At 68.1% G+C, this 12,704-nt stretch carries 11 protein-coding genes; 1 reads left to right on the top strand and 10 read right to left on the bottom strand.

Annotation, left to right across the window (positions count from 1 at the left end):
- Positions 1-258: 258 nt before the first annotated feature.
- From AABM56_RS10610 to AABM56_RS10600, 3 genes are all read right to left on the bottom strand, one after another.
- The gene (locus AABM56_RS10610) at positions 259-1,551 is read right to left on the bottom strand and encodes an FAD-binding oxidoreductase (RefSeq protein ID WP_133861773.1); all 1,293 of its coding nucleotides are present in this window, start codon (positions 1,549-1,551) and stop codon (positions 259-261) included.
- A gap of 27 nt (positions 1,552-1,578) precedes the next feature.
- Entirely contained in the window at positions 1,579-2,250 is a 672-nt protein-coding gene (locus AABM56_RS10605) for a haloacid dehalogenase type II (RefSeq protein ID WP_133861774.1), read from the bottom strand.
- A gap of 324 nt (positions 2,251-2,574) precedes the next feature.
- On the bottom strand, positions 2,575-4,050 hold the full coding sequence (locus tag AABM56_RS10600; protein ID WP_133861775.1) for an aldehyde dehydrogenase family protein: 1,476 nt from the start codon (positions 4,048-4,050) through the stop codon (positions 2,575-2,577).
- 184 nt (positions 4,051-4,234) lie between these two features.
- On the opposite strand from AABM56_RS10600, the gene AABM56_RS10595 reads away from it, so the two are divergent.
- A complete protein-coding gene (locus AABM56_RS10595) occupies positions 4,235-5,077 on the top strand; it encodes a GNAT family N-acetyltransferase (protein WP_347884076.1) in 843 nt (280 codons plus the stop codon).
- A gap of 52 nt (positions 5,078-5,129) precedes the next feature.
- Here AABM56_RS10595 and AABM56_RS10590 read toward each other — a convergent pair whose 3' ends face one another.
- The 7 genes from AABM56_RS10590 to hmgA form a co-directional block, all read right to left on the bottom strand.
- Positions 5,130-5,534, bottom strand: coding sequence for a hypothetical protein (locus tag AABM56_RS10590; protein ID WP_133861777.1), 405 nt, complete (start codon positions 5,532-5,534; stop codon positions 5,130-5,132).
- A 76-nt stretch (positions 5,535-5,610) separates the two neighbouring features.
- Positions 5,611-6,747, bottom strand: a complete 1,137-nt coding sequence (locus tag AABM56_RS10585; protein WP_347884075.1) for a glycerate kinase — start codon at positions 6,745-6,747, stop codon at positions 5,611-5,613.
- 81 nt (positions 6,748-6,828) lie between these two features.
- On the bottom strand, positions 6,829-7,923 hold the full coding sequence (locus AABM56_RS10580) for a sugar diacid recognition domain-containing protein (RefSeq protein ID WP_347884074.1): 1,095 nt from the start codon (positions 7,921-7,923) through the stop codon (positions 6,829-6,831).
- 94 nt (positions 7,924-8,017) lie between these two features.
- Complete coding sequence (hppD, locus tag AABM56_RS10575; protein ID WP_133861780.1) at positions 8,018-9,097, bottom strand: 4-hydroxyphenylpyruvate dioxygenase; 1,080 nt, start codon at positions 9,095-9,097, stop codon at positions 8,018-8,020.
- 137 nt (positions 9,098-9,234) lie between these two features.
- The gene (gene maiA, locus AABM56_RS10570) at positions 9,235-9,873 is read right to left on the bottom strand and encodes a maleylacetoacetate isomerase (RefSeq protein ID WP_133861781.1); all 639 of its coding nucleotides are present in this window, start codon (positions 9,871-9,873) and stop codon (positions 9,235-9,237) included.
- A 124-nt stretch (positions 9,874-9,997) separates the two neighbouring features.
- Positions 9,998-11,296 carry a fumarylacetoacetase gene (gene fahA, locus AABM56_RS10565; RefSeq protein WP_133861782.1) on the bottom strand — a complete coding sequence of 433 codons (1,299 nt, stop codon included), beginning with the start codon at positions 11,294-11,296 and terminating at the stop codon, positions 9,998-10,000.
- Positions 11,293-12,585 carry a homogentisate 1,2-dioxygenase gene (hmgA, locus tag AABM56_RS10560; protein ID WP_133861783.1) on the bottom strand — a complete coding sequence of 431 codons (1,293 nt, stop codon included), beginning with the start codon at positions 12,583-12,585 and terminating at the stop codon, positions 11,293-11,295. Before hmgA ends, fahA begins: the two co-directional genes overlap by 4 nt.
- Positions 12,586-12,704 lie beyond the last annotated feature (119 nt).

The raw sequence follows: 12,704 nt of genomic DNA, 5'->3' as shown, positions 1-12,704 counted from the left end.
GGCGCGTCGGGGCCCGTCATGCCCGCCTTTGGCGCGCTGGTGCGGCGTTTCGCTTGGCTTGACGGAGCGCGGTGCGGACCGCGACGGGAGGCTGGACGATCGCAAAAAGCCCGCAGCGACAGCAGGTTCTGCGCAGCGGTGCCGGTCAGCGGTGCCGGTCAGCGCTGCGACAGGCTGCGGAAACGAAAAAACCGCCAAGCCGGGCGCTGCGTGGCAGGGCCTGGACTGGCGGTGGCGGGATCGGAACCGGGACCGGGGCTAGTGCAGGCGATCCTGGACGCGGTAATACAGCCCTACCAGCGGCAGGAACCAGGGCTTGCCGAAATGCCCGGGAATCGCCGGCCAGTCCAGCACCCGCCAGGGATTGGCCTGGCCGCGGCCTTCCAGTACCTCGGCCATCACCCGGCCCATGTGCACCGACATCTGCACGCCATGGCCGCTGTAGCCCATGGCATAGAACAGGCCGTCCTGCTCGCCGGCGCGGGGCAGGCGATCGGCGGTCATGTCCACCAGGCCGCCCCAGCAATAGTCGATGGGCGTCTGGGCCAGGCTGGGAAAGAGCTGGCCCAGCGCGGCGCGCAGCACGGCGCCGCTCTTGGCGTCCTGGCGTGGATCGGACAGGGCGAAACGCGCCCGTCCGCCGAAGATCAGCCGGTGATCCGGGGTGGTGCGGAAATAGTTGCCGATGATGCGGCTGGTGACATAGGTGCGCCGATTGGGCAGCAATCCGTCCAGCTGCGCCTTGGGCAGGGGCGCGGTGGCGATGATGAAACTGCCCACCGAGGCGATGCGCCGGCGAAACCACTGGAAGGGGCCGACGCTGGCGTTGCCCGTGGCCACCAGCACCTGGCGGGCGCGCAACTCGCCCCTGGCGCTGATCACGCGAAAACTGCCATCGGGCAGTCGCTGCAGATCGCTGACCGCCGCGCCCTCGAATACCTGGGCGCCCCGCCGCACGGCCGCCTCCGCCAGCCCGACGCCGAAGCGCCCCATGTGCATCTGGGCGCCGTTGTGCTGCAGCAGACCGCCATGGAAATCGTCGGACGCCACCTCAGCGCGCACCTGGGCGGCGTCGAGCAGTTCGACCTGCGGGTCCACCTCCTGGCGGATCAGTTCGCAGGTGCGCGCGAGGTTGTCATAGTGCTGCGGCTTGGCCGCCAGCTTGAGCTTGCCGGCCTTGTGGAAGTCGCAGGCGATGCCCTCCTCGGCGATCACCGCCTCGACGCTGGCCACCGCATCGGCATAGGCCTGGTAGAACGCCCGGGCCTTTTCCGCGCCCAGACTGGCGTGCAGGGCCGCGTAATCCTGGGCGACCCCGGTGTTGCAGTGGCCGCCGTTGCGTCCGGAGGCTTCGCCGATCACCCGGCCAGTCTCCAGCACCGCCACGCTGGCACCGCGCTGGCGTAGCGCCACGGCCGCGGAGAGCCCGGTGAAGCCGCCGCCGATGACGGCGACATCCACCTCGCCCGCCACCGGCCCGGGGGTAGCCCCGGTAAAGCCCGGCGCGGTCGCGAGCCAGTAGGAATCGGACGATGCTGGACCAAGACTCATGGGCGGGCGCTCCGGCAGCTCAGGGGGTTATTCGAGACCGACCACCGCGGCCAGGCCGCCGATGTCCTTGATCTCGGTGTTGGTGTAGAACGGCGTACTCGGCTCATGGCCGCGATTCACGAACACCTTGTTCTTGATGTTCATGTAGTCGGCGGGAATGAGGTCGTAGCGAAAGCTCGACGACACATGCAGCACGTCTTCCGGACCGCAGCCGAGGGTGTCCAGCATGTATTCGAAGGCCTGCAGGCGCGGCTTGTAGGCCTGACCCTGCTCGGCGGTGAAGACCCGGTGGAAGGGCACGCCCAGCTTGTCGACGTTGGACATGATCTGCTCGTCGGCGGCGTTGGAATAGATCACCAGCGGGATCTTGTCGGCGATCTTGGCCAGGCCCGCGGTCACGTCCGGATGCGGCCCCCAGCTCGGCACCGCCTCGTAGTAGGCATTGGCCTCGGCGTCGGTGAAGGAGATGCCCCAGCGCTTGCAGGTGCGCTCCACCGCCGCGTACAGCACCTCCGAATAGGGCTTCCAGGCGCCGAGCACCTCGTCGAAGCGATAGCCGTTGAAGTCCTTGCAGAACTGGTCCATCGCCTCGGCGGGAATGCGGTCGGCGAACATCTCGCGGGCCATGTCGGACATGCGGAAACGGGTCAGGGTGCCGTAGCAGTCGAAGGTGATGTACTTGGGCCGAAAGGCGGTCATGGCAAGGGTCCTTTGACAGGGGTCATGAGTGAGAGGCCGGGACGCCGGTGGCGTCCCTGGCAAGCATTACAGCACCGGCGGACCTGACAGTTGTCCGCTTTCAGGCGCCGCGGGAGACAGAAAAAACCGTTTTAGCGGTAGGGCCCAGCATTGTTTGCGGCGACCTCAGGCTTTGGCTGAAAAGTGCCTGCGCTCGGCCATGCTGCGTTAAAAATCATCTCGGAATGCTCATTTACCATTCGTAAACTCGAGCGCGAGTCCGATCCGCTTCCTCGCTGATTTTTGCCTTGCCTGACCATCGCTCAGCGACTTTTCAGCCAAGCCTCAGGAGTGTTCCAGGTCGATCAGCACGCTCTTGCTGCGCAGGGTCGCCTCATAGGCGGCGCGGCCCAGGTCCTTGCCGATGCCGGACCTCTTGTAACCGCCGGTGGGAATGATCCAGTCGTGGCTGCGGCCATAGCGATTGACCCAGACGGTACCGGCTTCCAGCGCCCGGGTCAGCCGCAACGCCCGGCCAAGGTCGGCGGTGTGCACCCCGGCGGCCAGGCCATAGGTGGGGTGGTCGGCCAGGGCCAGGGCCTCGGCTTCGTCGTCGAACACCTGCACGGTCAGCACCGGGCCGAAGATCTCTTCGTGTACCGCAGGGTTGGCCGCGTCGACCCCGGTAATCACCGTCGGCTGATAGTAGGCACCACCCATGCCCTCTTCCAGGGCGCCACCGACCAGGATCTCCGCGCCGGCTGCCCGGCTGCGGGAGACGATGTCCTGGATGCGCTGCCCCTGGCGGTGGGAAATGATTGGCGCCAGGGTAGCCTCCGCCGCCCAGGTCGGCCCCGGGCGCAAGGCGGCGAAGGCCGCGCGTATGCCTTCCAGCATCGGCTCCAGGGCGGCGCGCTGGACCAGCAGTCGCGAACCCGAGACGCACACCTGGCCGGCGTTGCCGGTGATGGCGGCCGCCACGCTGCGGGCGGTACGGGCCAGATCCGGAGCGTCGGCGAACACCAGTTGCGGACTCTTGCCGCCCAGCTCCAGGGTCACCGGCTTGGGCCCGCTCTCGGCGCAGGCGACCATGATGGCGGTGCCGGTCCCGGAGGAACCGGTAAAGGTGACCTTGCCGATGCGCGGATGGCGACACAGGGCGTCGCCGGTGGTCCGACCATCGCCCTGGACCACGCTGAGGATGCCGGCCGGCAGGCCCGCCAGCACGGCCAGTTCCGCCAGGCGCAGGATGGAAAAGGGTGTCAGTTCCGAAGGCTTGATCACCACCGCATTGCCGGCGGCGAGCGCCGGGGCCATCTTCCAGCCCGCCATGCTCAGCGGGAAATTCCAGGGGGCGATGGCGCCCACCACGCCATAGGGTTCGGTGATCTGCAGGCCCAGGTGGCTGGTGGCGGTGGCCGCCACCTCGCCGCCGTGCTTGTCGGCGAATTCGGCGAAGAAGCGGATGCCCTCGGCGACATAGGGAATGTCCCAGGCCAGTACCTCGCGCAGCGGTCGGGTCGAACCCACCGCCTCCAACGGACCGAGGATCTCGCCATCGGCCTCCACCAGATCGGCCCAGCGGCGCATCACCCGCGCGCGTTCGCGCGGCGGCCGACTGGCCCAGTCGCTGGCCTTCCAGGCGCGCCAGGTGCCCTCCACCACCTCGTCCACCAGATCCGCCGAGGCGCACGGCAGGCCGCTCTGGAAGCCACCATCGGACGGCCGGAACACCTCCAGTTCGGCGCGGGCATCGCAGGTGCGACCGCCGGTGAAGTGGGCACAACGAACCGCTATTGCTCTGGGGTCGAACGAGGCCATGGCGCGCTCCGCTAGGGCTGTGGGCTTGGCCCCAATGCTAGGCCGCCGGGCCGCCATCTTTTGCCGAACTGGCAGGGGCCTTCGGTGCCTCGCAGTGGCGCGTCCACCCGCCGGCAACCGAATCTGCCGTCGCGGCTTGCTAGGCTGGCGCCTGAATCAGCCAGACCCGAACCGGAGCCCTGCCGTGTCCCACGCCACCTTGAGACCCCTGCGCGAAACCGACCTCGCCACCGCCCACCACCTGTCCCAGGCGCTGCACTGGCCCCATCGCCTGGAAGACTGGCAGTGCCTGTTCCACACCGGCGAAGGCCTGGTGCTGGAAGACGACCAGGGCGTGTTCGGCACCGGCTTCTGCGTGCCCCAGGGCGACTACGCCACCATCGGCCTGGTGATCGTCGCCGACAGCCACCAGGGCCAGGGCCATGGCCGCCGCCTCATGGACGGCCTGCTGCAACTGGCCGGCAATCGCACGCCTTTGCTGGTCGCCACCCTGCGCGGCGCCCCGCTCTACCGCAGCCAGGGCTTCGAATCCTATGAGCGCATCTATCAGCACCAGGTGGCGAGTCTGCCGGCCATGGGTGAGCATCATCCGCTGGAAGGCCAGGTCCGCGCGTTGAATCCGGCAGCGGCGCCGCAGCTGGAGGCCCTCGCCCAGGCAGCTACCGGCCTGGACCGCAGCGCCCTGCTCCGCGAACTGGTGCCCCAGGCCGAGCGCATCGTCGGATTGGAACAGGAGGGTCAGCTACGCGGCTTCGCCCTGCTGCGCCCCTACGGCCGCGGCCTGTCGGTCGGCCCGGTGATCGCCGAATCCACCGAGCAGGCCAAGGCTCTGGTGCTCGCCTTGCTGCGCCACGCCGAAGGGCGCTACCTGAGATTCGACGTGACGGCCCGCAGCGGTTTCAATCCCTGGCTGATTGAAATCGGCGTCCCCCAGGTCGATGAGGTCGAGCAGATGGCCAGGGGCGCGGCGCCGGTGGCGCGCGCAGGGGTGGATCAGTTCGCGCTGCTGACCCAGGCGCTGGGTTGAACAGGCAATCAGGTATCAACCCGACCTGGGCGTCACACCTGAGCCGGTTCACCTAACGCCACTCGCACCCCGCCACGCGGTTGCAGCTGGTGCGGGCGCGGTCGCCCTGGGACGTGGAGAAGCGACTGATGACGTTCCAGCCCAGCTGCCGGGTGCGGCCCAGCCAGAGGGTGCCGTCACTGGTCAGGCCGCTGAAGAACTGCAGCCGTCCCAGCCGCGTACTGGTCTGGGCCCAGGAGCGGCCCGATACCGGATCATAGCCACGCATCAGGGTGTCGTTGCCCTGCACCGCCACCCCGTACCAACCGCCCTGCCCGTCCTGACAGCGCAGCACGAAGGCGCTGCGCACGCAGGTGTCGGCCGGTTTGAGACTGGGAATGGCCGCCTGGACGACGGGCACTGTCAGCAGCAGGGCCGCGGTGAGCAGGCCGGTACGCAGGATCGCAGACGAGGTCATTGCGGCAGTCGGTTGGCAGCGGGACGCCCAGCATGAGGCAAATCCCCGCGGCTCGCCAGCCAGCCAGGCTCTGGCGTCAGCCTTTCGCCGTCCGCCACAGCCGCCCGATATCGCGAGCGGTCCGCTCCAGCAACACCTCGGCCTGGGCCAGGGCCTCTTCCAGACTCAGCGGGCCCGGCACCAGGCTGAAGGCGGCGGCGAGACCCTGCTCATAGAGGGCGTCGTAGCCCTCTCCCAGCGATCCGGCCACGGCCACCACCGGCACGCCGTGGCGCCGGGCCAGACGCAGTACACCCGCCGGGGTCTTGCCCCTCAGGGTCTGGCCGTCCAACCGCCCTTCGCCGGTCACCGCCAGATCGGCGTCGATCAGGGCGTCGTCCAGACCGACCAGTTCCGCCACCACCTCGATGCCGGGGCGGAAGGTCGCCTGGAGAAAGGCCAGGGCCGCAAAGCCGACGCCACCGGCGGCGCCGGCACCCGGTTGCTCCCGGACATCACGACCCAGGGTCGCGGCGGTAACGGTGGCGAAATACGCCAGGGCCGCGTCGAGCTGGCGAACCTGCTCGGGCGAAGCGCCCTTTTGCGGACCGAAGATCTGACTGGCGCCCTGGGGACCACAGAGCGGATTGTCGACGTCGGCGGCAATGACCACCTCCACCTCCGCCAGCCGTGGGTGCAGTGCCGTCACGTCCAGGCTGGCCAACATCGCCAGGGCTGCCCCGCCCGGCCCCAGCGCCTGACCCTGCCTGTCCAAAAGGCGCACACCCAGCGCTTGCAGCAGCCCCGCGCCGCCGTCATTGGTGGCACTGCCGCCGATGGCCAGCACCAGGCGCTCGGCGCCGGCGTCCAGCGCGGCGTGCAGGAGCTCGCCCGTACCGCGAGAGGTGGCGACCAGCACGTCGCGCCGGTTCCTGGGGACCAGCTCCAGACCGCTGGCGCTGGCCATCTCGACGAAGGCGGTGCGCTGCTCGGCCAGCCAGCCCCAGCGGGCGGTCACCGGCTCGCCCAGCGGACCGGTCACCCGTGCCTCGCGCACCTCGCCGCCGGTTGCGGCCAGTACGGCATCCAGGGTGCCTTCACCGCCATCGCCCAGGGGGCACTCGATGATCTCGGCCGCGGGCAGGGCCTGACGCAGGCCACGGGCCAGGGCGCGGGCGACACCGGCAGCGGACAGGCTTTCCTTGAAGGAATCAGGGGCGACGACGATTTTCATGGGCGATTCTCCGTTGTTATGCGCCGAGTGTTTCCCGGTTCGGCCGGCGCCACAACAGGACAAAAGCCCAGCGCAGCGAGGTCAAGACTGTGAATTCGCCCAGTCCTGATCCAGCAGCAGCAGCGCGCAGTACAACTCGGCGGCCTCGGCGAAACGCCGCGGATCCCGTCCGGTCAGCGCCTGGATCCGCTCCAGCCGATGCCGCAAGCCATTGCGATGCAGCCCCAGGGCCTCGGCACAGGCCTGGGGGCTGGCGTCCTGGGCGAACCAGCTACGCAGCGTCGCCAGCAGCTGGCCGTCCCGGTCGGCCTGGCGCAAGCGCAGCAACGGCTCCAGCAACCAGGCGCCGTGCGAGCGCTCAACCTGACCCTGGAGCCAGGTGGGCAGGGCCAGGTCGTCCTGCGCCACCCGGACGAGGTCAGGTCGCAGGCGCCTGGCCACCGTCAGCAGATCCAAGGCCCGCTGAGTCGTCTCGGCCAACCCCGACCAGGGTCGGGCCTCCGGGATCCAGGCACTGCGCTGCAACGACCAGCCCTGCCCCGGCAGCTCCCCCAGCAGCGCCTCAGGCGCTTGCGCGCCGGGTCGATACCAGAGCCACTGCCCCTCTTTGCGCGGCAGGCACCAGCTGTGCGTCAGCCGCTGCTGGGCCCAGTCGCCAAAGCCCGGTGCAGGCACGGCGAATTCGAGCAGCAGCACGTCACGCGGCAGCTCCGGCCGCAAGCCGAGCAGACTGGCATGGCGACCCACTTCGGGCGCCGCACCCGGTGTAAGCAGCTGACGCAGCAGGGGGACGGTCATGCGGCTGGTTACGGGCGGTTGCCCGGCGGCCTGCTCGATGAGCATTTCCGCGGTAAGGCGCAGGAGCTCGGCGGGCAGGCGCAAGTGCTCGGCGTCCGCCCCGGACACGCCAAGGACCCCGACCAGCTCGCCCGCGCGATACAACGGCAGGTTGATACCTGCCTGGGCGCCAGCCAGCCGTGCGGCGGCGACGGCATCCAGCGCCACCGCACGGCCTTCGGCGATGACCTGGCGCGCGCCGGCATGGCGGGTGAACAGTCGCGCCGGATCGCCCGAGCCGATGATCAGCCCGGACGCATCCATGACATTGACGTTGCCCGGCAGGATGCGCATGGCGCGTTCGACGATTTCCTGCGCCAGGGTCTGGCTCAGCTCCATGGCCACCTCCAAGGTTGGCGCGCGTCCTTGCGACGCGCCGTCACCTTAGAGGCGTCGCCTGCCGCTGGGCAAGCCGCCAGGCGGCCGGAGGCCGTTACGCCGAGGTGCTCAGCACTCCACGCCGCACCTGGTCGCGCTCGATGGATTCGAATAGCGCCTTGAAGTTGCCCTCGCCGAAACCGGTATCGCCCTTGCGCTGGATGAATTCGAAGAACACCGGTCCCAGCAGGGTCTGGGAGAAGATCTGCAGCAGCAGGCGGCGCTCGTCACCTTCGGAGGTACCGTCGAGGAGGATGCCGCGGGCTTTCAGCTGCTCCACCGGTTCGCCATGGTTGGGCACCCGCCCTTCGAGCATCTCGTAGTAGGTCTCCGGCGGCGCGGTCATGAATCGCGTACCGTAGGCCTTGAGCCGATCCCAGGTGGCGATCAGATCGTCGGTGAGAAAGGCGACGTGCTGGATGCCCTCGCCGTTGAACTGCATGAGGAATTCCTCGATCTGCCCAGCACCCTTGGAGGACTCCTCGTTGAGCGGGATGCGCACCAGGCCGTCCGGCGCTGCCATGGCCTTGGAAGTCAGACCGGTGTACTCGCCCTTGATGTCGAAGTAGCGCAGCTCGCGGAAGTTGAACAGCCGCTCGTAGAAGTCGGCCCAGTAGGCCATGCGCCCGCGATAGACGTTGTGGGTCAGGTGGTCGATGACCTTGAGGCCGGCGCCCACCGGCTTGCGCTCGACTCCCTCAAGAAACACGAAATCGATGTCGTAGATCGAGCTGCCCTCCTCGTAGCGATCGATGAGGTACAGCGGCGCACCGCCGATGCCCCTGATCGCCGGCAGCCGCAGTTCCATCGGGCCGGTAGGCATGTCCACCGCCTGGGCGCCCAGCTCCAGCGCCTTGGCGTAGGCGTGGTGGGAGTCGCGGCAACGAAAGGCCATGCCGCAGACCGAAGGTCCGTGCTCGGCGGCGAAATAGGCCGCATGGCCGGTCTTCTCCCGATTGACGATGGCGTTGATGTCGCCCTGGCGGAACAGCACCACGTCCTTGGATCGGTGGTTGGCGACGTGGCTGAAGCCAAGGCTTTCCAGTACGGGTTCGATGACGTTGGGCGTGGGCGAAGCGAATTCGATGAACTCGAAACCCATGAGGCCCATGGGATTTTCAAACAGATCGGCCATGACTGGCTCCTTGACGGGTAACGTGACGGACGTTGTCGGTAACGCGGGCTAGCACCCCGTCAGGGGCGGCGCGCAGGAAATGCCGCGCACGCTGCGGGCGAGGAAATCGCCCAGGAGGAGCTGACAGCCCAGGCGTTTCACGAGGCCACCTGTGCCGGGGTATCCGGCTGAACCTCGGGGCGCGCCTGCTGGAAAGCCGGATGCGCGGCGGCCAGGGCCTCCACCCGCAGGAGGCGCGGATAGGGCGACAGGTCCACCTGGAAACGCCGCGCCGCATAGAGCTGGGGCAGCAGATAGACGTCCGCCAGCCCTACGTCGCCGAAACAGAAGCCAGCGGACCCGATCTGCGCCTCCACCGCCGCCAGGCCCTCGCCGATCCAGTGCGAAATCCAGTCGAGGATGGCCGGTTCTTCCAGGCCCAGACCGCGCAGGCGGTTGAGCACCGAAACGTTGTGCAGCGGATGGACATCGCAGGCGATCAGGGCGGCGACCCCCCGATGCCGGGCGCGCAGCAGCGGCTCGGCCGGCAGTAAGGGCACCGTTGGATAGCGCTCTTCCAGGTATTCGAGGATGGCGGGCGACTGGATCAGCACCTCGCCACTGTCGAGGCGCAGGCTGGGCAGTCGTCCCTGGGCATTGAGCGTGCGATAGGCCGGCTGGCGCTGCTCGCCGGCCAGCAGATTGACCGGCACGGCCTGGTAGTCCAACCCCTTCAGCGCCAGGGCCAGACGGACCCGATAGGCCGAGGTCGAACGGTAATAGGTGAAGAGGTCCATCGACACTGCCCCGCGATTGCCTGCCGGCTTCTTATTATGCGTAAGTTCATTACGTTAAAAGGAATCTGCGCCTGCCCGGAGGCCTTGTCAACGGCACTCGGGTCGTTGCCCAATCCGCGCTGCCCTACCCCGCGGCCAGCACCTGGCCGCGACATTCGCCGAAGCCGATCGTGGGTAGTCCAGGCCGCTGACAGCGCGCCCTGAGGATGACCTCGTCACCGTCTTCCAGAAAGGTACGGGTTTCGCCGCCTGGCAGTTGCAGCGGCTGCTTGCCGCCCTGGGTGAGCTCCAGCAGGCTGCCGCAACTGTCGGCATCCGGCCCGGACAGGGTGCCCGAACCAAAGAAGTCGCCGGGTTGGAGGGCACAGCCATTGACGGTGTGATGGGTCACCATCTGCGCCACCGTCCAGTACATGTTCAGGGTATTGCTCAGGGCGATCCGCTGGGCGGGCAACCCCTGCTCCAGCATGTGCGGCGTGCGCAGCAGCACTTCCAGTTCGATGTCCAGCGCGCCCTGGGCCTGGTCCCGCTCGTCGTACAGATAGGCCAGGGGCTGGGGATCCCCGGCAGGCCGCGCTGGCTGCGCCTGGCGATAGGGTGCCAGGGCTTCCGCGGTCACTACCCAAGGCGACAGGGTGCTGGCGAAACTCTTCGACAGGAAGGGGCCCAGCGGCTGGTATTCCCAGGCCTGGATGTCCCGCGCCGACCAGTCGTTGAGCAGGCAGAAACCGGCGATGTGCTCCGCCGCGTTGCCGATGGCGATGGACTCGCCCTGGGCATTGCCCGGGCCGATCCAGATCCCCAGCTCCAGCTCGTAGTCCAGCCGGCGGCAAGGCCCGAATACGGGCGCCTCCAGCCCAGGCGGGAGCGTCTGACCCTTGGGTCGCTTGAACGCCTCGCCAGAGACCCCGAGGGTCGAGGCGCGGCCGTGATAGGCGATGGGCACGTGCTTGTAGTTGGGCAGCAGCGGATTGTCCGGGCGGAATAGCCGACCGATCTGGGTGGCATGGTGGATGCCGACATAGAAGTCGGTGTAGTCGCCGACCCGCGCCGGCAGGTGCATCCGGCAGGCGCTCTGGGGTGCCAGCAGATACTCGGCCAGCTCTTCGAGTTGCTCGCGTTGCGGATGGTCGGCGCGCAGCAAGGCCTGCAGGGCCTGGCGCAGGGCGACCCGCGCCGGCCCGCCGGCGGCGAAGAAGGCATTGAGCGTTTCCTGAGCGGCCAGTTCGGCGGCCCGCTGGGCCTCGCCGCGGAACAGACCCGCTTCGAGAGCGAAACCCAGATCGAGGATGAAGTCACCCACCGCCACGCCCCCGCGAGGCCTCTCCTCGCCGCGGCTGAACACGCCCAGGGGCAGGTTGTGCAGGGAAAAATCCGCATGGCCATTGGCCGAGGCGACCCAGCTGGGCAATTCGTCGGTCATGCCGATGCTCCCGCGCCAGGCGCGACAAAGGTCTTGGTGAGGCCCGCCCAGCAGGCATCGTAGTCGGGCTGCAGCAGCGGCGATGCCAGCGCGTGGCGGGTCGGCCGCAGGACGCGCCCGGTTTCGAACATGAAGGCCATGGTGTTCTCGATCCGGTGCGGCCGCAGGTCGGCGGCGATGGCGTTCTGGGTGGAAACCTGATCCGGGCCATGGGCGCTCATGCAGCCGTGCAGGGAGGCCCCACCCGGCGCGAAGCCATCGGCCTTGGCGTCGTAGGCGCCCTGGATCAGACCCATGAATTCGTTCATCAGATTGCGGTGGAACCAGGGTGGTCTGAAGGTGTTTTCCGCGACCATCCAGCGGGGCGGAAAGATCACGAAGTCGATGTTGGCCACCCCTTCGCTGGTTCCGGGTGCGGTCAGCACGGTGAAGATCGATGGATCGGGATGATCGAAACTCACGGTGCCCAGGGTATTGAAGCGACGCAGGTCGTATTTGTAGGGCACGTTGTTGCCATGCCAGGCGACCACGTCGAGCGGCGAGTGATCCAGCTCGGTCTCCCAGAGTTCGCCGAGGAATTTCTGCACCAGCCGGGTGGGCGCCTCCCGATCCTCGAAGCGGGCCACGGGCGCCTGGAAATCCCGCGGATTGGCCAGGCCGTTGCTGCCGATCGGGCCCAGCTCGGGCAGCCGCAGGGAGCGCCCGTGGTTTTCGCAGACGTAACCCCGTACCGCCTCGCCCTCCACCACCTCCACCCGGAATTTCATGCCGCGTGGAATCACCGCGATCTCCAGCGGCTCGATGCGCAGCAGACCTAGCTCGGTAACCAGGTCCAACCGCCCCCGCTCCGGCACGATCAGCAATTCTCCGTCGGCGTCGTAGAAGACGCCGGTCATGCTGGCATTGGCGGCATAGCGATAGAGGCTGACGCCCTCGGCCTGGTCACCCGGGTCGGTGGCGACGAGCCGTTCCAGCCCGGCGAGAAAATCGGTGGCGGCGGCCGGCATCGGCAAGGGATTCCAGCGCAGGCGATTGGGTGTGGGCGCGCCCAGCTCCGCGCCGGTCAACTGCAGCGCGCAGCGCTGAAAGCGGCCATGGGCGGCCGAAGGCCTGAGCCGATACAGCCAGGAGCGCCGAGTCTCGTGGCGCGGGACGGTAAAGGCCGTCCCGGAGAGTTGCTCGGCATAGAGGCCGAAGGGCGCGCGTTGCGGCGAGTTCTGCCCGATCGGCAAGGCACCCGGCAGGGCCTCGGCGCTGAAGTGATTGCCAAAGCCGGATTGGTAGGTCACTGGCCTTGTTGCTTGTTCTTGTCTGTCCACCTGGGCCACCCATTATGCGTAACAGGTTTACGCAAAAAGTAAATTGAACCCAGGAGAGCGTCAAGCTATAACGCTGCCTTTACCCACGC

The sequence above is a fragment of the Pseudomonas aestiva genome, from assembly GCF_039908605.1.
GTDB lineage: Bacteria > Pseudomonadota > Gammaproteobacteria > Pseudomonadales > Pseudomonadaceae > Chryseomonas > Chryseomonas aestiva.
This window is presented reverse-complemented; position numbering and strand designations above follow the sequence as displayed.

Excerpts from the sequence above, each read along its gene's own strand:
- AABM56_RS10610 (WP_133861773.1), bottom strand. The coding sequence starts at position 1,551 with ATGAGTCTTGGTCCAGCATCGTCCGATTCCTACTGGCTCGCGACCGCG.
- AABM56_RS10605 (WP_133861774.1), bottom strand. The coding sequence starts at position 2,250 with ATGACCGCCTTTCGGCCCAAGTACATCACCTTCGACTGCTACGGCACC.
- AABM56_RS10600 (WP_133861775.1), bottom strand. The coding sequence starts at position 4,050 with ATGGCCTCGTTCGACCCCAGAGCAATAGCGGTTCGTTGTGCCCACTTC.
- AABM56_RS10590 (WP_133861777.1), bottom strand. The coding sequence starts at position 5,534 with ATGACCTCGTCTGCGATCCTGCGTACCGGCCTGCTCACCGCGGCCCTG.
- AABM56_RS10585 (WP_347884075.1), bottom strand. The coding sequence starts at position 6,747 with ATGAAAATCGTCGTCGCCCCTGATTCCTTCAAGGAAAGCCTGTCCGCT.
- AABM56_RS10580 (WP_347884074.1), bottom strand. The coding sequence starts at position 7,923 with ATGGAGCTGAGCCAGACCCTGGCGCAGGAAATCGTCGAACGCGCCATG.
- hppD (WP_133861780.1), bottom strand. The coding sequence starts at position 9,097 with ATGGCCGATCTGTTTGAAAATCCCATGGGCCTCATGGGTTTCGAGTTC.
- maiA (WP_133861781.1), bottom strand. The coding sequence starts at position 9,873 with ATGGACCTCTTCACCTATTACCGTTCGACCTCGGCCTATCGGGTCCGT.
- fahA (WP_133861782.1), bottom strand. The coding sequence starts at position 11,296 with ATGACCGACGAATTGCCCAGCTGGGTCGCCTCGGCCAATGGCCATGCG.